The following is a 22,303-nucleotide window of genomic DNA, read 5'->3' on the forward strand; positions in this document are numbered from 1 at the left end:
AGAGGGCAACGAAGCACTACATTGTTGTCATTCAGCCTATCGAAAAGCCTTAATAAGGGTGGCCGTTGTGCTCCGCCGAGTGGCCGCTGGCAAACGCACCAGTGGCCGCTGCTCGGCGCAAATTGCATATAAAAGTCGAGTTCGAATAAATCCTATTTTATGGAACGGAAAACCATATGAAATATATTAAAAAGTTTGTAAAATAATGCTTTATGAAAAATGGGAGCTTAATGTAACGAGTAAGTGTACGAGGTATGATATTTTAAAATGTCATTTTTGAAACATGACAATTATTATTGACATATTCAGTTGGTTAGAATATAATAGGTTTAGCTAAAAAGAGTTTTTTAGATAATATCTGTTATTTATTAGACATGACAAATGAGGTGAGAGGATGAAATTGCAGGACCTTGCGAGTGTTCGTACTGGATTGGTTTTGTCAAGAAAGCAATCCAAGGAACTTACAGATTATCGCTATCCTTTAATCAATTTACGTTGCATTCAACAGGAGGGTAACATTGACTTAAACAAGGTGGATATCTACGAAGCGAGAGAGTCACTGAAGAAAGAGTACCTCTCTCGACAGGGAGATATTGTTGTTCGTCTCACTGCACCTTATACGGCAGTTTTGATTGATGACACTACATCGGGAATGGTAATCTCCTCAAACTTTGTGGTGATCCGAATAGAGGATAAACAGTTGCTTCCAGAGTATCTTTTTTGGCTGCTAAATACTCAAAAGATGAAGCATAAAATTTACGAAAACACGACCAGCAATATGCTTGGTGCGGTAAAAGCAAAATTTCTAATGGAATTTGAGCTTACGCTTCTTCCTGCTGAGATTCAGCAAAAAATCGGACAAATAAATTTGCTGGCAAAGAAGGAACGCCAGCTACTTAAAGAGTTGTCAGCAGAAAAAGAAAAGTTGTATTCGAGCTTGCTGGATCAGGCGTACAAAAGAGCAAAGAAAGGAAAATGAAGATGACAACGAGAAAAGATATTGAGCAGGTCTTGTGGAATGCCTGTGACAGTTTCCGTGGAAAGATTGATAGTTCCCGCTATAAGGATTATATTCTTTCCATGCTATTTGTGAAATACCTTAGCGATGTCTCTAAGGAAAAACGAGATGAATATATCAAGCAATATGACGGCGATATGCGCCGGGTAGATCGAGCCATGAACCGAGAGCGTTTTGCAATGGACGAGCAGTCCACTTTCAACTATCTTTACATCAACCGTAATGATGCGGAAATTGGTCAAAAAATCAATGTAGCTTTGAATCATATTGAGGAACGCAACAGCGGAAAGTTGCGCAATGTATTCCGAGCCATTGACTTTAACTCGCAGGTGGATTTTGGTGACCCCAAAGAGAAAAATGCAACTCTGCGGAATCTACTAGAGGATTTTAACAGTTTAGATTTGCGTCCCAGTCAACTGGGTTCTGCCGATATCATCGGGGATGCCTATGAGTATATGATTGCTATGTTTGCTTCTGACGCTGGAAAGAAGGGCGGAGAGTTCTTTACGCCTAGTCAGGTTTCTGAGTTGGTAGCTTCATTGGTACAGCCTAAAGAGAACGATCGTATCTACGACCCTACCTGCGGGAGTGGTGGTTTGTTGCTGAAAGCGTACAAAAAAGTCCTCAGCGGCAAAGTGGCTATTTATGGTCAGGAACTCAATGCACAGACTTGGGCTCTCTGCACCATGAATATGTTTTTGCACGGTGTGGATGATGCTCGTATCTGGCAGGGGGATACCCTTTCTAATCCTCAGAATATTGAAAATGACAACTTAATGAAGTTTCAGGTGGTAGTGGCGAATCCCCCATTCAGTCTGGACAAGTGGGATAGTGGTTTCCTATCGGAAGCTGAAGTAGACAGTAAGGGCAAGAAAAAAATGTCTGCTGAACTGGATCAGTATCACCGTTTTGATTGGGGGGTACCGCCTACTTCCAAAGGCGACTACGCCTTTGTGCTGCACATGCTTTCTTGCCTGGATGCAGAAAATGGCCGCATGGCGGTGGTACTGCCCCATGGTGTCTTATTCCGTGGAGCTAGCGAGGGAAAAATCCGCCGTCGGCTTGTGGAGATGAACCTGTTAGATGCGGTTATCGGTTTACCGGCCAATTTATTTTACGGTACTGGTATCCCCGCATGTATCTTAGTGTTTAAGAAGAATCGCAACTATCGGGATGTGCTGTTCATCGATGCTTCTGGGGATAGAAATTTTGAGAAGGGTAAAAACCAGAATATTCTGCGGGACAGCGATATTGCACGTATCGTCAGTACTTATGAAGCGCGACAGAACATAGAAAAGTACAGCTATGTGGCTCCTTTTGAAGAAATTAAGGAAAACGACTTCAATTTAAATATACCAAGGTATGTGGATACCTTTGAGGAGGAGAAACTGGTGGATATTGATGAGGTGCAGCAAAACATTAATAATATTGAGGCGGAACTGGCTGAAGTGCAAGCGCAAATGGCAAAGTATTTAAAGGATTTAGGATTATGATTGTTTAGGAGGATATCAATGAGTATTATTAAGTCTTTTTCTGTAGGCGAAGGTGATATGTTTTATATTGATCATAATAGTGATAATTTTTCTATTATTGATTGTTGTATGGATGATAGCAACAAAGAGGTAATTACCCAAGAAATTAGGGATAAAAGTAGCAAAAAAGGAATAGTTCGTTTTATTTCTACTCATCCTGATGAGGATCATTTACAGGGATTAAAATATTTGGATGAGCAATTAGGCATTGTTAATTTCTACTGTGTTAAAAATAGTGCTGTTAAGGCCGATGAAACTGAAGATTTCAAGCACTATTGCACACTTCGAGACGGAGAACATGCCTATTATGTCAGCACGGGCTGTTCTCGAAAATGGATGAATATAGGTGATGAGACTCGTGGCTGTGCGGGGATCAATTTTAAGTGGCCTATTACAACAAATGAGAATTTTAAGGAAGCACTTCTCACTGTTACAGATGGTAAAGGATTTAATAATATTTCTCCAATTTTTACCTACTCTGTTGAAAACAATGTTGTTGCTATGTGGATGGGAGATATGGAGCAAGATTTTCTGGATAAGATTAAAGACCAGGTGAAATGGCCAAAGGTCGATATTTTATTTGCACCGCACCATGGCAGAGCTTCGGGGAAAGTATCAAATGATGTTCTAAAAGAATTGGAACCTAAGATTATTGTAATCGGCGAAGCACCCTCAAAATATTTAAATTATTATCAAGGATATAATACCATTACTCAAAATAGTGCTGGTGATATTGTATTTGACTGTAGTGGTGATAAGGTTCATATATATGTGTCTAAATCAGGATATAGTTATGATACATCTTTTCTTGTAAAGAAAGACATTCAAAATAGCGAATATGGAACTTATCTTGGATCGTTTACACCGAAAGGAGCAGAGTAATGGAAATTAAAGTCCCATTCTATAACATTTTGAATATGTTTTTAACTGGACTGGTATTTATCGGCGGATGTGTAATTATATTTCCGGATTCTACCGCTGCAATATTCAATAGCGACATAATTAAAAACCTTGGAGCGGGGCCTGAGATTGTAATTACTGTTTGTACATTTGCGGTAGCATATGAAGTTGGACTCATTATCAACCGTATTGGATCAGTTATACTTGAGCCTTTTCTTAAATGGGTCAGACTGATTCCATTCAATGATAACTACACACTATTTAACCAAAAGAAAAAGGAATATTCCATTATGAGTACCTTGTCCAGAGAATATGCCCTATCCCGTACTGGAATTGTCCTATTTTTTTCGCTACTTATATTGTCTGCACTTAAAGGAAAGTGCTCTTTGGTAGTTATATGCGCTGTTATAACCGGAATTTATTTTTTATCATGCAGAAAACATGCAGGAAAAATAGTTGAACTTATGCAGAACGGCTAATTCCTAGGTGGGAATTGGTGAGCAGCGAGTATAACGGTCACTGTTGGAGGGAGATGAAAGATGATATGGAACAGATGTGAAGCGTCTGAAACCGTAGAATGGAATATTGAGATGAAAGTATAAACTGTTGATGTAATAAAGAAACAAGGAGATAAAGATATGAGTGTGCTTAAAGTTGCTGACTTTTACTATGGTGCTTTTCTATCTGCATTGTTGAACTATGGGAAGAAAAAACCTTCTCTGTTTGATAGAGCCGCAAATAAGGATTCTAGAAGGATTTACTGTTTGACGACAGAAAATAGCACTGAAGACTATATTATTTTTACGAAAGCTGTTATGGCCCAAGATAATAAGACGGAAAAGTTTGAACATTGGATCTTCAATTTTGATAAAGACGAAATCAAAACATTAATTGATCTTCATAAAGGATATGGTAATGTTAAACTTGCGCTTATTTGTATCAAGCCCGGCTTAACGGATAGCGAACTTGCTTTGTTGGATTATGAAAATGCTATGGATTGTCTTGGGGTAAATATAGGAGTGAAAAGTCGAACCATCAACATTAAGTACTTAAAAAAATCTAAGAAAGGCGAAGGGGCAACGGGACAAGGAAAAATTGGGTTGCGTGCATTTGGTTCTGGTCGAGACGAAAAAATTGATGGTAGAGATAACACGATTAGGATTCCCCGGGATGCACTGAAAAAATTATAAGAGGTGCTGAATATGATACCAGAAATTAAACAGCGAATCGAGCAGATATGTCAGGGCAATGTCCCTGAGGGGTATAAACAGACAGGGCAAAATATTATACCCCAAGGTTGGAAGAAATTGAGTTTTGAGCAAGTTGCAATGGTTCGTTCAGGTCTAGTTTCACCCAAAACAGAACCGTATTCGTCTATGTTATACATTGGACCTGAAAACATTGAGAAGGACACAGGAAGAATTCAAAATGTAAGGTTTGCAACTGAACTTGGATTAATTTCAGGAAAATTTTATTTTGATGCATTCTCAATTGTGTACAGTAAGATACGACCAAACCTTAACAAAGTATGTGTGCCAGATTTTGAGGGAATATGTAGTGCAGATTGTTATTCAATAAAGGTGAGAGAAAATATAGACAGGAACTATTTGTTTGCCCTCATGTTGTCACATCAGTTTTATAAAAGAGCCGTAGCATGTTCAATGAGAACAGGAATGCCTAAGATTAATCAGGATGATTTGAATACAATTTGCCTGGTATTTCCTGATAATTTAGAAGAACAACAAAAAATTTCTGCTATTCTTACTACTCAAGACAAAGTGATTGAGCTGAAGGAAAAGCGTCTTGCCGAAAAGCAGCGGCAGAAAAAGTATTTCATGCAACAGCTTTTGACCAGCAAAAGGCGTTTGCCGGGGTTTAGTGGTGAATGGAAAACGGAACGTCTAGGAAAGTTGTTTCTTGAACGTAAAGAAACAAACTGCGAAGGATTAGAGATGCTAGCCATTACGGGAACACAAGGCATCATTCCAAGAAAAGAGTTGGATTTGAAAAACAATTCCAGCAATGATAAATCAAAATATTTGAGAGTTTGCGTTGGGGATATTGGATATAACACAATGCGAATGTGGCAGGGAGTTTCAGCGTATTCCAACTATGATGGTATTGTTAGTCCGGCTTATACAATTTTGAAACCAAATCCATCAATTAATGCAAAGTACTTTGCGTATCTTTTCAAAATGCCGGAGATTATCTTTCTGTTTTATCGCTTCTCTCAAGGCTTAGTAGACGATACTCGGAGCTTGAAATATGAGAATTTCAAGAAGATTAAGGTTTTCTATCCACCAGACATAAAAGAACAAACTGCTATTGTTGAAGTACTTTCCACCGCCGATAGGGAAATCGACTTACTCCGGCAGAATATTGAACAGGAAAATCAAAAGAAAAAAGCTTTGATGCAACTGTTGCTGACGGGCATTGTGAGGGTAAAGACATGACAGAAAAAGAAATGCAGGAACATGCCTGCAAAGAATTGCTAAAGAAAATTGTGGACAGTGGGCAGAACTACACGGAAAAGATGAAGTCTGACTTAAAAGAAATTATTGAACACAGCAAATCTCCTGAGGAGATTTGTAAAGCTACCCTTGTCTATTTTTCCATGTACAGGTGGCAATAAAAGGAGGTGAGAGATGTATGGCAACCAATCCCCCAAGTGGTGACGGACATAGAAATGGTGCGGTAAAAGACCGTTCTCAGACTTTTAACCCTGTTACAAAACAATGGGTAAAGCGAGACAATAACACCGGTCGTTTTATGGATGTCAAAAAGGATGGAACCCCTTTTAAGGGAGTTCGAAAAGAGAAGTAAACCTAGATAGGAGAGCGAGGCGGGATTTACCACCCCGCTATTCCTGCTTTTATTGATATTTCCGAAAGGAGGAGACCATGGACAAATCTTTGTACTTAGAGAAAAATATCAGTCAGCAGCCCGCCATTGATTTGTTGCGATCCATGGGATATACCTATATTTCTCCGGAGGATTGTGAGGCTCAGCGAGGTAGTCAGTACCATGTGCTACTGAGAGATATCCTTCGGGGCCAACTCCGGCGACTTAATCGCTATGCCTTCGCCGGTGCAGAAAACGAATTTTCCGCCGTTAACATCGAGCGGGCCATGGAGGATTTGGATGAACCGCTCACCGATGGTCTGATCCGATCCAGCGAAAAAATCTATGATGCACTGCTACTGGGCAAAAGCTACCCTGAGACTGTGGGAGAAGGTAAAACTCTCAGTTTTAACTTGAAATTTATTGACTGGGAGCATTGGGAAAACAACCTGTTCCATGTCACCGAGGAGTTTGCGGTGGACAGCCGGGACAAGCTCCACAATGTTCGTCCGGATATTGTGTTGTTTATTAACGGCATCCCATTCGCCGTCATCGAGTGCAAAGCTCCACAGATTAGTGTAGAGCAGGCTGTGGAGCAGAACATCCGCAACCAACAGAAAGAATATATTCCACAACTTTATAAGTTTGCTCAGATTGTTATGGCAACTAATAAGAATACTGTGAAGTATGCCACCACCGGCACGCCTAAGAAATTTTGGAATGTGTGGAAGGAGCAAAACACCACTTTTCTGAGAGAGGCACTGGCACAGTACGTAATCCATCGCACTCCAACCGAGCAGGACCGGAATCTGATTTCTTTGTTCAGCAAAGAAAGAGTGATGGAGCTAATCCGGTACTTTGTGCTTTTTGACGCCAATGTGAAGAAAATCTGCAGATATCAGCAGTATTTCGGTATCAAAGAGATTATCAAGACTATTCAGCAGACGGATGAAAAGGGAAATCGCCAAAGTGGCGTTGTCTGGCATACTCAGGGCAGTGGTAAAAGCCTGACCATGGTCATGCTGGCGAAGTATATCTTAATGGAGCTATCCGACTGCAATCCGAAGGTGATTGTTGTCACGGATCGCAAAGAACTGGACCGTCAGATTGCTACTACCTTTGCCCATACCCGCCTAAATCCGGCTCGGGCTACCAGCGGGCGAAATTTGGTAGAGCTACTGGGCAGCGGCAAGGCGGATGTGGTTACTACCATCATCAACAAGTTCAACACCGCTGAGAAAATGGAGCACAAAAACTTTTCGCGAGATGTATTTCTGCTGGTGGACGAGAGTCACCGCTCCAACTATGGACTGCTTGCTACCAAAATGAGGGCGGTATTCCCAAATGCCTGCTACATCGGCTTTACTGGTACACCTTTGATGAAAAAAGAAAAAAATACTATGGCGAAGTTCGGTAAACTGATCCACAAATATACTATCAAGGATGGCGTGGAGGACGGGGCGATTGTGCCACTCATTTACGAAGGGCGTTTTGTGGAGCAGAATGTGGACGAGGACAATATTGACCTTTGGTTCAAGCAGACTACCAAACGTCTTACGGAAACCCAGCGGGATGAACTTTCCCGAAAATGGAGTAGTATTCGCCGCCTGACCTCTACTGATGCCCGTATCAAACGGATTGCGCTGGATATCAACGAACACTTCATTGAAGGGTACAAAGATACCGGCTTTAAGGCTATGTTGGCTACTAATTATAAACGGGATGCGATACGGTACTTGGAGTGTTTTGAGCAGTTTGAGGATTTGAACTGCGCTGTGGTGATCTCGCCACCCGATCTTCGGGAAGGCGTAGACGATGTGAATGAAGGTGCTGATGATAAGGTTATTGCCTACTGGAATAAGATGATGAATCGTTACGGCGATGCGGATGCTTATGAAGAGGCCATGAAGAATCAGTTCTGTGTAGGCGACATCGACATTCTCATTGTGTGTAGCAAGCTACTTACTGGCTTTGATGCACCCATCTGTCAGGTGCTCTACATCGACAAGGAATTAAAGGAGCACGGTTTGCTACAGGCTATTGCTCGTACCAACCGTTTGTATGAAGGTAAGGATTACGGCTTAATTGTAGACTACCGTGGACTGATTGAAAAACTGGATACCGCTATGGATTTGTATAGCGGTGCGGGGCTCGAGAATTTTGACGGCGGTGATCTAAAGGGTGTTGTGGTGGATGTTATGTCATCTGTGGCTGGCTTGAGAGAAGCCTATACCCGGCTAACGGAGATGTTTGATAATCTGAAAAATCCCCGTGATATCGAAGAAGTAGAAGTGCAACTTGTTGACGGTAAGAAACGAGAGAACTTTTATAATCGTCTTTGTGCTTACGGCAAGGCATTGAATATGGTATTGAATGCAGAACAGGCATATGTAGCCGTTCCGAAAGATGAATTGAAGCAATACCAAAATACATTTATATTTTTTTCCAAGGTGCGTCGCAGTGTGAAAATCCGTTACTGCGACACAATTGACAACCGAGAATATGAACCGCTAATGCAAAATCTCTTGGATACACACCTTTCGGTAGCTGGCCTGAAGCAGATCACTAGTCCCATCGATATTCTAAACAAAGATGATTTTGTGCGTGAATTAGAGGAGTTAGGATCTCTTCGGGCAAAGGCGGATGCTATTACTAGTAAGTTAACCCGTAGTATCAGTGAAAAATATCAGGAAAACCCAGCCTATTACGACAGCTTCTCCAAACGGATCAAAGAAGCGTTGGATCAGTACAAGGGAAAAGTGATCTCCGAGGCAGAATATCTGGCGAAGATGCGTACAATCATGGAAGACTATTACGTTGGAAAGAGCACCGTGACTTACCCGGAATCTATTAAGAATAATATCCACGCACAGGCATTTTATGGTGTTCTGTCAGCAGTATTTGATGAAGCGAAGGAAGCAGAGGTATTTCCTAATTTTGCAGCGGAGATTGCAGAAGAGATTACAAAAATTGTGGTTAACCATAGTCAGGTGGACTGGAGTAACAATAAAACAATCCATGACCGAATCTCGCAGGATATTGACGACCTTTTTTATTACTACGAAAAAGAACGAGGATTAAAACTGTCTTTTGACACCATTGATAAGGTCATTGAAAATGTCAAAACAGTGGCACTTAGGAGGTTTTGACAGCAATGGTCCAGAAAAGAACTGTTTTATATGAAAATAACGAGATTCATTACATGCTGGAGCGGAAGATGGTGAAAAACCTTAATCTGCGGATTCATAAAGATTGCACGGTTTATGTTTCTGCAAATTCGGATATCCCGGCCGAAAAGGTTGATGATTTTGTGGCGAGCAAGGGAAATTATATTTGTTCGGCACAAAAAAAGTTTCGTGAGATGGCGCAGTATGCTCCTCAGCCCAAGCAATATGTCAGTGGAGAGACGTTCTATCTGTTGGGAAGAGGAGTTCGCCTGAAAGTGGAGAAAAATGTACAAGAAACAATTTCATCTAATGGGATTTATCTGTACCTCTGCGTGAAAAACCCGGATGATTATGAAAAAAAGAAAAGGATGGTGACACGTTACTTGGATGAGCAGTGTCGAACTATTTTCGGCGAGATTATTTTAGAAATCTACCCGGTATTTCAAAAATATGGAGTGTCCATGCCAACCTTGAGAATTCGGGATATGGAAACGAGGTGGGGATCTTGCTTGGCAAAAAAAGGGGTTATTACATTGAATAAACGTTTATTGGAAGCACCACGAAACTGTATCGAATATGTGGTGATGCATGAGTTTTGTCATTTTATTCATCCAAATCACTCAAAGCATTTTTATGGTTTCTTGGCTATGTTAATGCCTGATTGGAAAGAACGTAAAACTATCTTGGATCGCAGTGCAACATTTTGGCTGTGAGATAGAGGGAGGGAAAATAATGTCGATGTGGTTATGTCGTGCCGGACGATACGGCGAGTTTGAGAACAAATTTCTTGAGGACAGTAGAGTATACTGCACTTGGGACAATTTAGCTGAATCAATCATGCAGTTCCACACTAAGCAAGATTTGCAACAGTATTTCGTGGACAACAACGTAGATGTAAAGGTCAAAACAGCAATGAACTGGGCAAGTCAGGTATGGCCATTCGCTCATGAGATGAAGAAGGGTGAGATTGTGGTTTTACCAAGCAAGATCAAGCCGGTAATTCATTTTGGCAAGATCACAGGTGATTATGAATTCTTGCCCAACAATAACAATCCCTACTATCACGCACACCAAGTAGATTGGTTTGCTTGTGACATTCCTCGCACGGCTTTTGATCAGGATATCCTATATTCCTTTGGGGCCTTTATGACGATTTGTCGTATCAAACAGGAAGATCGCATTAAAGCGGTCATTAGTGCACATAAGCAGGGAAAGAAAGTACCCAAAATCACTCTTCAGAAATTACAGGATGATGAAGAAGTTCGCGATATTGAAAATGAAGCTTTAGGGGTTATTACAAACCTGATAATCCAAAAGACCAAAGGTCATGGTTTAGCAAGAATTGTAGATGCAATTCTCCGTGCAAAAGGGTTCACTACATACGTTAGCGCGGCTGGGCCAGATAAAGGTGTGGATATTCTGGCTTCTGCTGGCACACTTGGCTTTGGCAGTCCTAAAATCTGTGTTCAAGTTAAGTCTACGGATGTACCTGTGGATCGGATAGTACTGGATCAACTGGGCGGCGTGATGAAAAACTTCAATGCCGACTATGGTTTGCTGGTGTCGTGGAGCGGGTTTAAATCTTCGGTCATCAACGAAATAGCCAAACAATTTTTTGAGATACGCCTTTGGACTCATAAAGAAATTATTGAGGAGTTTTTGAGATACTACGACCAAATGGATGATGAAATTAAAGAATTGATTCCTCTCAAAAAAATTTGGGTTGTAAACAATAGTGAAGAATAGATGTATTAGCTAAGACGATATAAATAATTTGTATTAAGTAAAATTATGTCCAATAAAATCTCTATGACAAATAAATTTATAGATTTGGCTTGGTGAGATGCATTAAAACATTTTTCTTCTTCTTTTCGATAAATATAAGCTACTGGATGGCAATGTCCCAGTAGCTTTTATTGCACGGAGCGGACGCAGCAGGAAATCTGGTGGAAGTATGTGGATGAGGACGAGTATTTCCGCGCGGCGGAAGAAGAGTTGGGAGAGGGAGAGGCATCCCCTTACTATGTCACAGAAATTCCGAGGCCGGATGCCTCGCAGATGACACAGACGGATCATATGATTTCAGAAGTATGCGATTTTCTTCAGACATATGCGGTGCTGATTTTGTCTGTCCTGGGAAGCTGCGCTGCGGTTTTTCTGTTCTATAGAAACAAGCTGAAGATTCCTCTTGAGGAGCTTGAGCAGGCGTCCGCCAATATTGCTCATGACAATCTGGACTTTCACATTACATATGAAGATGAAGATGAGATGGGACATCTCTGCCATGAGTTCGAGCGGATGCGGCAGCAGCTTTCCGAGAACAATGCAAGACTGTGGAGAAATATCGAGGAGGAAAAAGCGCTCCGGGCAGCTATCGCCCATGATATCCGTTCGCCGCTTTCCGTGCTCAAAGGCTATCAGGAAATGCTGATCGAATATCTTCCTGATGAAACAATTGATACGAAACAGGCTGTGGAAATGTTAGAGGAGAGCATGAAGCAGATCGGGCGGATGGACGATTTTGTCGAGAGTATGCGGAAGATGAGCAGTCTGGAGACAAGACAGCTTCAGCCCGGGGAGATCACAGGCGCTGAGATGGAAGAGGACCTGAGGGCGGAGATCAGAATACTGGAAAAGGACGCTGAAAGGACCGTCTCTTTAAAGGTCAGCGGGAAGGATGAAAATTTCTGCGGGGACAAGGAAGTGATTCTGGAGGTGACGGAGAATCTTCTCTCGAATGCCCTGCGCTGCTCGAGAGATAAGGTGGACGTAATCGTTTATGTGAAGGAGGATGAGCTTCGGATCCGCGTCAGTGATGACGGGGATGGCTTTCAGGAAAGTACGGAGAAGATTACCGGACTCTACTACAGGCAGAACGCGAAGGACAGTCTGAAACATACCGGGATGGGGATGTATATCAGCAGACTGTACTGTGAGAAGCATGGAGGACGGCTTCTCCTTGAAAATACAGAAGACAGAGGCGCGGCAGTGACCGCGGTATTTCGCCGGATTGCGTGAGCAGTCCGGTGATTTTTTATGCGATACGATGGCCTGTTGTCTTTTTGTTGAGATTTTCCTTTTATGATAATCCCATAGAAAGAAGGAAAGAAAAGGCAGGGAGGCGACGGGAAATGTCAGCAATTCTCAAAAGAGAGATAAAAAACTATCTGAAAAGACCTTTGTACTGGATTGGCATTCTGATCGTAGTGCTCGGCGTGTACCAGAACTTAAGTCCATACCTTGGGATCCATTATCTGGAGCAGGGGGAGGAGATTGAAAGCGAGTATCCGGATACAGTGAGAGAGGGCGAGGTATACGAGGGGTACGTGCCGTCATCTGAGGAGAAGCAGAGAACGTTTATGTGGACAGCGCTTACCACAAAGGGACGCCGGAGGAGATCAACAGCTATATAAAAGAGAAACTTCAGGATCACAGATTTTCCTGGTATTTCTCAAGGAAATTCGCAGATTTCGGAGGGCTGTACATGGGATTTTTCGCAGCAGTCATGCTGTCGGTCCTCTACATGCAGGATACGAGGAAAAACACATACGAGCTGCTCCACACAAAGCCGGTCAGCGCGTTCCGGTATGTGGCGGGAAAGGCGGCCGGAGGATTTGCGGTATGCATTATCGTCCTCGCGATATTAAATGTGGTTTTCTGGGCGCTGTGCCTGAAGTCGGCGGCTTCCTGTGGTTTTCAGGTAAGTATTCTCGACTTTGTGGAGTCGACCTGTCTTTATATCCTGCCGAATATGCTGATGATCGTAAGTATTTACGGACTGATTGCGCTCCTGTTTAAAAATCCGCTTCCCGCCCTGCCGCTTCTGATCCTTTATATGATCTACTCCAATATGGGCAGCAGGAACGCGGAAGGAGTATACGGGTACTATGGGCGGCCGCTTGCGATTATGGTACGGTTCCCGGGACAGTTTTTCGATGTCGCTCCGCCGCCGCTGGCATTGCTGAATCAGTGCTTTCTGATTATTGCGTCCGTGTGTATTCTCTTCATCTCGGTGAAACTGTGGAAAAGGAGGCGGATATGATGAAAAGTAAGTGGAAAAACGAATGGAAAATATCGCTGCCGGTATACAAGATCGCCTACTCTCTAAGTTTTGTCGTGATCTTAAGCCTGATCAGGGGCGTGAGCTACAGCAATGAGGTGGGGATTGCGATGGAGGCGCCGATGGCTATTCTTGCCGCCGTACTCTGCGCGGACACCTACACACAGGAGATCACGGGGAAGCGCTCGGAAGTCTGGCGCCTCTATCCGATGAGAAACAAGGTGACTGCCGTTATGGAGAGGCTGGCTGTTCAGGAGGTATTTCTCTTTCTGCTCTCCGCCCTGGGATACGGTCTGTTCTTTCTTTTCCAGAGACCGGTATTCTGGAACACATACATTCCGGGAGGAGAGCAGGGAACGGGAAATGAGGCAGTGCAGTTCGCTTTCTACCTGGCGGCTGCGGCAGTCAGTCTCGTCTTCTGGGGGCTTTTGTCCAATACGCTGGCCTGCCTTATGCGAAACATGTGGGCCGGCGCCGGAGGGTGCCTGATCCTGTGGCTGATTACAAACTCCACAGTCGGCGATCAGTGTTTCGGGGCGTGGAACCTCTTTTCCTATGCGTTCCGGAACATCGAAGATATGAGCGATTTAAGCTGGATGCGCGGAAAAGTGATGTGCCTGTGCATCAGCGTTATAATGGCGGCAATACTGCCGAAAATATTAAAGAAAAGGGGATAGGGTAATGAGTATCAGAATGGAAGATTTGACAGTGAAGTTTAAAAACGGTGTGACAGCAGTAGACCATGTCTGCCTTGAGATACCGAAAGGAGTATACGGACTGCTCGGGGAAAACGGGGCGGGGAAGACGACTCTTATGAGAGTGCTTACGACGGTGCTGGCGCAGACAGGCGGTACTGTCACGCTGGACGGGATGCAGTACAGTGAGCAGAACTATGAGAAGATTCAGAAAAAGATTGGTTATCTCCCGCAGGAGATTGACCTCTATCCCGGACTGACAGTGCAGGAATGCCTTGAATATATGGGAGATCTGGCGGGAATCCCAAAAGAACTCTGCCGGAAGCGGATACGGTATTATCTGGAAAAGACGAGCCTGACAGATCACCGCAGGAAGAAAATGCGCCAGCTCTCCGGCGGGATGAAGCGCCGGGTGGGACTTATACAGGCACTTTTAAATGAGCCGGAGTTTCTGATTGTAGATGAGCCGACGACCGGGCTGGATCCGGAAGAGCGGATCCGCATCCGGAATCTTCTTGTGGATTTTTCAGACAATCGGACAGTCCTTTTCTCCACACATGTGGTGGAAGATCTTGTGGCTACGTGCAGCCGTCTTGCCATTATGAAAAAGGGCAGATTCCTCTATTCCGGGAGTATGCAGGAACTTCTCGATGAAGCGAAAGGGCATGTGTGGATCTGCCGCACCTCAGATGAGGGGACGGCCAGGGAGATCGAGAAAAACTATCATGTGTCGTCAAAGCAGTTTGTGGACGGGGGAATGCAGGTGAAGTTTTTAAGCGAAGACAAGCCGGAAATCAGATGCGCGCCCTGCGAGACAACGCTCGAGGACGCATACATCTATGTTACAAATTTCCGGGCCGGCCGGCTCTGACCGGGAATCTGACAACGGTTCAGCCATCGGGCTGAGCCGTTGCAAAATCACAGGATCCGGCCTTTGGAATTCAGTCTTTCTTCAATACCTTTACGATCTCTGCGATATACATGGTATGATAGTCCTTTTCCGGATACCATTTTTCATCGCAGGTTGTGTCGATAAAGCACTCCGGCACCATCTCCTGTGCGTACAGCTTCCGGCAGACAAAGATCTCCTCCGCCTCTTCCACTGCGGTGGTGCCGTCGATTTCACAGGGATGAAGTCCGGCCTGGGCCCACTTGTCCTCTACATCTCTTCCGGATACAGAACCGCAGACGTTTAAAGCTTTCCGGTACTGTTCGGGAAGAAATGAAAGCGTAAAATATTCATTCTTGTCCACAAACTCCTTCGTATATCTCTGAGGACGGATGTATGCGGTTGCGACGGGTTTTCCCCACATGATTCCGACGCCGCCCCAGCTTGCAGTCATCGTGTTGGAATTTTCTTTGTCCCCGGCAGTGATCAGCATCCACTGGCGGCTGATTTTGTCAAACGGGTTGAATGAAAGTGATGAAATATCTGTCTCATGAAATGCCATTTTATAAATCCTCCTTAAAAATCTTTTTGTATTGGCTAATTGGTTGTTTGTGTATCCGCTGCAGTGTATTTTCCCATAATACGGCGCGAAGCCGGAGCACAGGCGACATTCGCCCGCGGGACATTTTAAATTTACTGCGCTGTTGTTTACAGAGAGAGTTTCGGCCTGAAATTGTTATCAGATTGTCAGCGGTCAGAAATAGTGATCTCATTGTCAGTGACCAGTATCATCTGATCGTCAGTGATGACTTTCAGATCAAGCGAGCCGGAATATTTTTCAACGGTTTCTCCGACTCCTGCGCCCAGCATTTCGTTTCCGAGATGGGGTACCACGTAAAAATCCACAAGTCCCAATCCGGTATAGTCGTTGAGTTCCGGGGCTTTGGCCGGATCATCCATTCCGGAGCAGTAGCCGATATCAGGGCATGCAATGACAGCTCCCGCGGATTCCCCGATGTACGGTTTCCCGCTGTTTACTTCACGGATCAGTATCTTATCTGCACCGGAACGCCTTAATTCCTGCAGGAGGAAGAACGTGTTTCCGCCGCCGATATAGATGACGTCGTTTTCTGTCAGTTTCTGATCAATCTCGGCCTCTGCAGCTGAGGAGACTTCCAGCACATCTACGGTCAGGCCGAGACTCTGAAGCGTCTTCGTCTCGTCCGCAGTCATTTCGCTGATATCCCCGTCCGGCATCTCAGCGATACCTGCCGTCGGAATGTAAGTGACGGTCTTTCCTTTCAGTTCAGGCATAGCTTTACTCACAAGCGCTGCTGTATTGCTGAGCATGGATACAAGCAGTATTTTTTTCATGAATTCTGCACCTCCTTAAGCCTCATTCTCTCTTCTTTTGTTCACCGGATCTGTCATCCTGAGAATTTCGCTGTACCGGAAGCAGGACTCCTGGTGATCGTTGATGATTCCGCAGGCCTGCAGATGGGAATAGACGGTGACCGATCCCATATATTTCATGCCGCGCTTTTTCAGATCACGGCTCACTCTGTCCGAAAGTCCGTTTTTTGCCGGAATGGCACCCTTTTGGTGTCCGGTATAGAGGTAAGTCTTTCCATTTGTGAAACTCCATATGTATGCGTCAAACGAGCCGAATTCCTCCCGGATATTCTGAAAACACCGGGCATTATGGATCACGGCTTCAATCTTGCGGCGGGAGCGGATCATCCCTTTCGTCTCCATGATCTGTTCGATTTCCTCTTCGCCGAAATCAGCGACTTTGTCAAAGTCGAAGTCAGCAAAGCATTTCCGGAAAATCTCCCTTTTCTGTATCATCATATTCCAGTTCAGGCCGCACTGCATGACCTCCATCATCAGAAATTCAAACTGCTTACGGTCATCGTGCACCGGAACGCCCCACTCTTCATCGTGGTAGCGGATCATCTTCTCATTGCACAGACACCACGGACATCTTTCCATAAGCTTTGCCTCCGAAAACTTTTTCAGATTTATCCTGCGTTTTTTATTATAGCATTTTTGTGAGCTTTTTTGTACAGAAGAATACGCTCTCAGGGTATTCAATTCCCGCAAAATCCTGCTATAATGATCTCCGACACAAAAGAGAGGGGATGCAGGATGAAAAAGACAAATGATTTCGGCAGGGATTCCATTCCCCTGCTTGTGCTGAAAACATCGGTACCTTTTATGTTCGCGCAGTTTGTAAATGTACTGTACAGCATTGTGGATAGAATCTACGTGGGAAATATTCCGGTGACAGGGGCGGAGGCCCTTGCCGGAGTCGGCGTGTGTGCTCCGATTGTCACGCTTCTTTCGTCATTCGGGACATTGTTCGGAATCGGAGGTTCCGTCCTTTTTTCAGTGCGGCTTGGAGCAGGAGATAAGAAAGGCGCAAGGAAGATTCTGGCGAACAGCTTTACAATGCTGATTATTGTCTCGTTGACGCTGACATTACTTTTTCTGTTGATGAAAGAGCAGCTCCTGAACTGGTTCGGAGCCAGTGAAATTACATTTCCCTACGCGGAGACATACCTTACAATCTACACGGCGGGAACATTTTTTGCGCTGCTCTCCATGGGAATGAATTACTTTATCACTGCCCAGGGGTTCCCGATGCTGGGAATGATGACGACGCTCATCGGCGCACTGGTCAACATCGTACTTGACCCGGTATTTATCTTTCTGATGGATATGGGAGTCGCGGGCGCGGCGGTCGCCACCGTGATCGCGCAGACATCATCCTGTCTGTTCGTGCTCTGTACACTGAGAAGAAAAAAGATGCAGGTGCCGCTTGGCGTTACCAGGCCGGACCCTCATACGGGAAAACAGATCGTAAAGATCGGCTTTTGTCCGTTCCTTATCTTTGCGACAGACAGCATCATTATTATTGCGATGAACGCGGTCCTTCAGTATTACGGCGGACCGGACTACGGCGATACGCTGATTACTGCGGCGACGATTGTGCAGAGTTATCTGCTTCTGATCACATCGCCCATGCTTGGAATCACGGGAGGATCCCAGCCGCTGATCAGTTTTAACTACGGCGCGAACCGCCCGGACCGTATACGAAAGACATTTTTCTGGGTGCTGATGCTCTGCTTCTGCTTTACCACATTTATGTTTGCAGTTTCGAGAATCGCACCGCAGTATTTTGTCGCTATTTTTACAGACGATCCTCAGTACGCGGAGCTTGCGGTATGGGGAATCCGCACGTTCACGCTTATGATCATTCCGCTGAGCTTCCAGTATGTTATTGTGGATGGAATGACCGCTCTTGGAATGACGAAGACGTCACTTACCCTGTCTCTGTTCAGAAAGTCACTCTACATAGCGGCCACCTGTATTTTGCCGGCGCTGTTTGAGGCCAGAAGCGCCTTTTATGCGGAACCCGTGGCTGACGGGACAGCCGCGGCTCTCTCCTGCGTTGTATTTTTCTTTGTCTACCGGAAATACCTGCGGGGAGAGGGCCGGCTCGATGATATCAAAATGTAGCATGATCCATCAATGCATTAAAACGAAGCTGTTTCCGGAACAGAGTACGGAAGATCAGTCTTACAAGAGGTCCTACATAAAATACCTGTGCACAGAGTGCAAATGGGAAATTCAGTACAAGATCCGAGAGCCAGCGGCCAAGACAATCTGCGGAGAATCCCATATGAATAAAGGACACGTAAAATGTCATCATCGGTGCCATGAGTGAAACCGTGAATCCTGCTGTCGCAAGAATGATGAAGATCGGTTTGTCCTCACCCGGTGTGAACACTCTTCTCACAAGCCGGTGAACGATCGGTGCGGCGATGCAGCGCTGTGCGATGAACGCGCCGACGGCTTCCGGCCACATGTGCCTGAGGGCATAGCCGAAGGTGGCGAATGTAACTCCGTTTTCCAGCCCGGCATTGTAAAATGTCATAACATAGACGAAGATGAGTACCATGATACAGGTAAAACATAAATCCTGAAATTTAGTCTGCGGCATAAATATTCCTCCTTAAATCTGATTTTACTTAAAATTTGCGCAAAAAAATAACGGGCGGCGACAGACAACTGGACTTACGTTTCTGACACTGCTCGTTGTGTATATATAGGCTGATTCAGCCGTAAATAGTTTAGCACAAAAATTTCAGGAAAATCAAAGGCAAATCAGCAGTTTAAATAAAAAAGACGACGGAACTTTGTTGATGAATAACAGTTATTGATGTGACCGTTGATGTCAATAAAGGCCGTCTTCTTTTTTACAATATTTTGCATCAGCGATAAGCCACATTCCGATAATTGAGTTATAGCTCGATCATATTCCTCACTCACACTTTATATCGAGGCGCCGCCCAGCGCCTCGGTGCCTTCTTTCCTATCCCCCGATAAATCACAACTTGCCACTGGCAACTTTCGTCTGTATATGTTATGATACCCACAAAGCATTAACCATTTCCAGCATGTTTTTATTCTAAAAATGCACGATGTACGATGCCATTTCAGAAATTCTAATCACATTCAGGAAAATCTCAATGCTTTTATTCCCATTCAACACAGCAGAGAGATTTTTCGGAAAGATTGGACAGACGAAACAGTCTCTTCTGCACCATTTTTCAAAAAGGAGGCTGTCATATGGCAAAACGCAACCGCAAATCCGGACGCAAGAGATCCGGCACAGGCAACACGATCAACCGTACATTCAAATCCACACTGTTTATTATGCTCTTTGAGGATAAGAACAACTTGCTGGAACTTTACAATGCAATGACGGGAAAACACTATACGGATCCCGGACTGCTGAAAATCAACACTCTGAAAAATGCGATTTACATGTCGATGAGAAACGATCTTTCCTTTCTCATCGACGGCAGACTTTCCCTGTACGAGCATCAGTCCACCTACAACCCGAATCTGCCGCTGCGGTTCCTTTTCTACATCTCCCAGCTCTACTCGGGAATGACGAAGAATGAGAACCTGTACGGCACAGCGGCGGTAAAACTTCCGCCGCCGGAGTTCATCATTTTCTATAACGGGGAAAAGGAGATGCCGGAGCGGATGGTCAGGAAACTGTCTGATCTGTATACTGTCAAAACAGAAGAGATCCGGCTGGAGCTGGAAACCGTCATGCTGAATATCTCAGGAGATAATAACGTTCCGCTGAAAGAGGCGTGCCGGACGCTCCGGGACTATGCCGTGTACACGGACAAGATCCGGGAGTATACAAAGACGATGGAACTGGAGGAAGCCGTGGAGCTCGCCATCAGGGAATGTCTCAGCGAAGGAATCCTGAAAGAATTTCTGGAGAAACACAGAGCGGAGGCGAAGGAAATGAGTATTTTTGAATATAATCAGGAACGTCATATGATGCAGGAGCGCGAAGCTGCCTGGAATGAGGGCAGAGAGGCCGGCAGACAGGAAGGGATCCGGGAGGGGATTGAGAAGGGAATCCAGACCGGCATCGAGAAGGGAATTCAGAAAGGAATCCAAAAAGGAATGGAGGAAAGCCTGCGGGAGATTGTTCGGAACATGATCCAGCAGGGACTCAGTGACGAACAGATCATAAGCTATTGCAATATCACAAGTGAGGAACTGGAAAATTACAAAAAGGGATAAGTTTTGATTTGACGGGTGGAAGAATAGGTGGATAAAGGCCGCACGCTGGGTTCCATCAGAACAGAAGTATGTTTGCCCGACCAAATCCGCAGAAATAAGAAATAAAAGGGTTTGTCAGGGTTTGTCAAGTAAAGTGTGTAAAATAAAAGAAGAAAAGACGGAACTTTATTGATAAACAACAGCAGTTAATATGACTGCTCATGTAATAAAGTCCGTCTTCTTTTTTATAACAGCGTTGAGCCGCAGTTGGATGATTGAATATGATTGAATATATAGCTCAATCATAACTCCATATCGAAGCATCCACTCATTTCGCTCACTTTCCTGCCGCATGATTTGTCCGAGCCCCTGGATGCGCCCACTCGCTCCGACAAATCACAGTCACAATCTACCAGCTTGGGAAGAATACATTTCCTCCGATGATTACGCCATCCCGGTTAGATCCTCCTGCATACAGGAAATAATAGCAGTCGGCTACCGCGGCAAGGCGTGCACCATTAATTGCATCCTGAGCTACCTGAAGCGACAGACTGGTGGGGCCGGCGCTGAGCACGGAATCCAGACGGCCTGTCCACACAGGTTCAAACTGACCGTTCGCATAGACAACGCCGCTGATTGAGTTCGGAAACAGGGGGCTTGCCACGCGGTTCATGATGACAGTTGCCACGGCGAGAAGCGCATCATAGTCCTGAATTGCCTCGCACTGGATAATTGCGGCAAGAAGAGTGACGTCATCAGTACTTGCGTCAATGCCTCCGCCCTGAATTACAGAATCATCGTAGCTGCTGTCCGTATTTGTGCTGCCGTTTCCGGCCTCGGCAGCCGCTTCCTGTGCGGCTCGTTCTGCTTCTGCCGCGAGACGGGCCGCCTCATCGGCACGGGCCTGTTCCAGACGTGCCTGTACGTCAGCCAGGTCTGTGGAAGTCTCGGCGGCTTTTGCCTGGAGTTCTGCCTGCGATGATTCGAGCTCTGCCTTAAGGGAGGCAAGAGACTCCTGCTGTGTCTGAAGAGTGCTCTGTTCATCTTCAATTTGCTGATGGACAGCTTTCAGATTGTCGAGAGCATTGCGGTCATATTCACTTAAATTTTCGATAAAATCTGCTTTGTTTAAGAAATCCGTCATGTTTTCTGCAGAAAACAGCATCTCAAGCAGTGTTGCGTTGCCGTGTTCATACATATACTTAATACGGGATTTCATGTCTTCGTACTGTTTGGATTCGTTGGCCTCTGCTTCAGCAAGTGCGTCGGAAGTTCTGGCGATCTCAGCATCCAGAATCTCGATCTGCATCTGTGCCGTGGAAATTTCATTAGTCAGAGTGAGAATTTCCTGATTGATTCCCTCCAGTTCGCTCTGAAGTGCAGAGCTCTGTCCTTCAAGGCTGTCAATATTGTCATCTGCAAAGGAGGGGAAGACCGAAAGTACAATTGCGAGGGAACAGATCAGTGCGGTACAGGTCTGTATCCATCGGTTTTTGTAGATTCTCATAAATGATTTTTCCTTTCTCTCATACTAACTCTTACGGTTTGTTTTCCGTTGGTTGTCAGTTGCCGGATCATTATTATACTACAAATTGCGTAATTTGGC

General features: G+C 44.7%; 23 protein-coding genes. 18 read left to right on the forward strand and 5 right to left on the reverse strand.

The genetic code is table 11. The features are described from left to right. Positions 1–394: 394 nt before the first annotated feature. The 16 genes from LKD70_RS16450 (at position 395) to LKD70_RS16520 (ending at position 15,084) form a co-directional block, all read left to right on the forward strand. Complete coding sequence (locus LKD70_RS16450) at positions 395–979, forward strand: restriction endonuclease subunit S (protein ID WP_227708965.1); 585 nt, start codon at positions 395–397, stop codon at positions 977–979. Positions 980–981: 2 nt separating this feature from the next. After that, on the forward strand, positions 982–2,511 hold the full coding sequence (locus LKD70_RS16455; protein ID WP_227708966.1) for a type I restriction-modification system subunit M: 1,530 nt from the start codon (positions 982–984) through the stop codon (positions 2,509–2,511). Positions 2,512–2,529: 18 nt separating this feature from the next. After that, positions 2,530–3,432, forward strand: a complete 903-nt coding sequence (locus LKD70_RS16460; protein WP_227708967.1) for a ComEC/Rec2 family competence protein — start codon at positions 2,530–2,532, stop codon at positions 3,430–3,432. After that, the gene (locus tag LKD70_RS16465; protein WP_227708968.1) at positions 3,432–3,929 is read left to right on the forward strand and encodes a hypothetical protein; all 498 of its coding nucleotides are present in this window, start codon (positions 3,432–3,434) and stop codon (positions 3,927–3,929) included. Before LKD70_RS16460 ends, LKD70_RS16465 begins: the two co-directional genes overlap by 1 nt. Before the next feature lie 159 nt (positions 3,930–4,088). Continuing rightward, entirely contained in the window at positions 4,089–4,640 is a 552-nt protein-coding gene (locus tag LKD70_RS16470) for a hypothetical protein (RefSeq protein ID WP_227708969.1), read from the forward strand. A 12-nt stretch (positions 4,641–4,652) separates the two neighbouring features. Further along, on the forward strand, positions 4,653–5,903 hold the full coding sequence (locus LKD70_RS16475) for a restriction endonuclease subunit S (protein ID WP_227708970.1): 1,251 nt from the start codon (positions 4,653–4,655) through the stop codon (positions 5,901–5,903). Further along, positions 5,900–6,082: a hypothetical protein gene (locus tag LKD70_RS16480; RefSeq protein ID WP_227708971.1), complete on the forward strand. Its 183-nt coding sequence runs from the start codon at positions 5,900–5,902 to the stop codon at positions 6,080–6,082. The genes LKD70_RS16475 and LKD70_RS16480 overlap by 4 nt, the downstream gene beginning before the upstream one ends. Positions 6,083–6,099: 17 nt before the next feature. Further along, positions 6,100–6,273, forward strand: a complete 174-nt coding sequence (locus LKD70_RS16485; protein ID WP_227708972.1) for a hypothetical protein — start codon at positions 6,100–6,102, stop codon at positions 6,271–6,273. A 77-nt stretch (positions 6,274–6,350) separates the two neighbouring features. Continuing rightward, positions 6,351–9,440, forward strand: a complete 3,090-nt coding sequence (locus LKD70_RS16490; RefSeq protein WP_227708973.1) for a type I restriction endonuclease subunit R — start codon at positions 6,351–6,353, stop codon at positions 9,438–9,440. A gap of 5 nt (positions 9,441–9,445) precedes the next feature. Then, complete coding sequence (locus LKD70_RS16495) at positions 9,446–10,171, forward strand: M48 family metallopeptidase (protein ID WP_227708974.1); 726 nt, start codon at positions 9,446–9,448, stop codon at positions 10,169–10,171. 19 nt (positions 10,172–10,190) lie between these two features. Continuing rightward, positions 10,191–11,204, forward strand: a complete 1,014-nt coding sequence (locus LKD70_RS16500) for a restriction endonuclease (protein ID WP_227708975.1) — start codon at positions 10,191–10,193, stop codon at positions 11,202–11,204. Between the two features lie 210 nt (positions 11,205–11,414). Next, positions 11,415–12,476 (forward strand): HAMP domain-containing sensor histidine kinase, encoded by a 1,062-nt coding sequence (locus LKD70_RS16505; protein ID WP_227708976.1) that lies wholly within the window; start codon positions 11,415–11,417, stop codon positions 12,474–12,476. Positions 12,477–12,589: 113 nt separating this feature from the next. Continuing rightward, complete coding sequence (locus tag LKD70_RS18875; protein WP_407690989.1) at positions 12,590–12,871, forward strand: hypothetical protein; 282 nt, start codon at positions 12,590–12,592, stop codon at positions 12,869–12,871. Then, positions 12,820–13,500, forward strand: a complete 681-nt coding sequence (locus LKD70_RS16510; RefSeq protein ID WP_407690990.1) for a hypothetical protein — start codon at positions 12,820–12,822, stop codon at positions 13,498–13,500. The genes LKD70_RS18875 and LKD70_RS16510 overlap by 52 nt, the downstream gene beginning before the upstream one ends. Further along, positions 13,497–14,195, forward strand: coding sequence for a hypothetical protein (locus LKD70_RS16515; RefSeq protein WP_227708977.1), 699 nt, complete (start codon positions 13,497–13,499; stop codon positions 14,193–14,195). The genes LKD70_RS16510 and LKD70_RS16515 overlap by 4 nt, the downstream gene beginning before the upstream one ends. 4 nt (positions 14,196–14,199) lie before the next feature. Then, positions 14,200–15,084 (forward strand): ATP-binding cassette domain-containing protein, encoded by an 885-nt coding sequence (locus LKD70_RS16520; RefSeq protein WP_227708978.1) that lies wholly within the window; start codon positions 14,200–14,202, stop codon positions 15,082–15,084. Positions 15,085–15,154: 70 nt separating this feature from the next. Here LKD70_RS16520 and LKD70_RS16525 read toward each other — a convergent pair whose 3' ends face one another. From LKD70_RS16525 to LKD70_RS16535, 3 genes are all read right to left on the reverse strand, one after another. After that, a complete protein-coding gene (locus tag LKD70_RS16525; RefSeq protein WP_227708979.1) occupies positions 15,155–15,664 on the reverse strand; it encodes a flavin reductase family protein in 510 nt (169 codons plus the stop codon). A 185-nt stretch (positions 15,665–15,849) separates the two neighbouring features. After that, entirely contained in the window at positions 15,850–16,476 is a 627-nt protein-coding gene (locus LKD70_RS16530; RefSeq protein WP_227708980.1) for a Type 1 glutamine amidotransferase-like domain-containing protein, read from the reverse strand. A 15-nt stretch (positions 16,477–16,491) separates the two neighbouring features. Continuing rightward, on the reverse strand, positions 16,492–17,094 hold the full coding sequence (locus tag LKD70_RS16535) for a DNA-3-methyladenine glycosylase I (RefSeq protein WP_227708981.1): 603 nt from the start codon (positions 17,092–17,094) through the stop codon (positions 16,492–16,494). A gap of 156 nt (positions 17,095–17,250) precedes the next feature. Between LKD70_RS16535 and LKD70_RS16540 the strand changes: the two genes are divergently transcribed. After that, the gene (locus tag LKD70_RS16540; RefSeq protein ID WP_227708982.1) at positions 17,251–18,624 is read left to right on the forward strand and encodes an MATE family efflux transporter; all 1,374 of its coding nucleotides are present in this window, start codon (positions 17,251–17,253) and stop codon (positions 18,622–18,624) included. Here the strand turns inward: LKD70_RS16540 and LKD70_RS16545 are convergent. Continuing rightward, complete coding sequence (locus LKD70_RS16545) at positions 18,614–19,108, reverse strand: DUF2798 domain-containing protein (RefSeq protein WP_227708983.1); 495 nt, start codon at positions 19,106–19,108, stop codon at positions 18,614–18,616. The genes LKD70_RS16540 and LKD70_RS16545 overlap by 11 nt on opposite strands. A gap of 629 nt (positions 19,109–19,737) precedes the next feature. Between LKD70_RS16545 and LKD70_RS16550 the strand changes: the two genes are divergently transcribed. Continuing rightward, entirely contained in the window at positions 19,738–20,718 is a 981-nt protein-coding gene (locus tag LKD70_RS16550; RefSeq protein WP_227708984.1) for a hypothetical protein, read from the forward strand. A gap of 388 nt (positions 20,719–21,106) precedes the next feature. Here the strand turns inward: LKD70_RS16550 and LKD70_RS16555 are convergent, their stop codons facing one another. Further along, positions 21,107–22,204, reverse strand: a complete 1,098-nt coding sequence (locus LKD70_RS16555; protein ID WP_227708985.1) for a cell wall hydrolase — start codon at positions 22,202–22,204, stop codon at positions 21,107–21,109. Positions 22,205–22,303 lie beyond the last annotated feature (99 nt).

The sequence above is a fragment of the Ruminococcus turbiniformis genome, assembly GCF_020687545.1.
Taxonomy (GTDB): domain Bacteria; phylum Bacillota; class Clostridia; order Lachnospirales; family Lachnospiraceae; genus Mediterraneibacter; species Mediterraneibacter turbiniformis.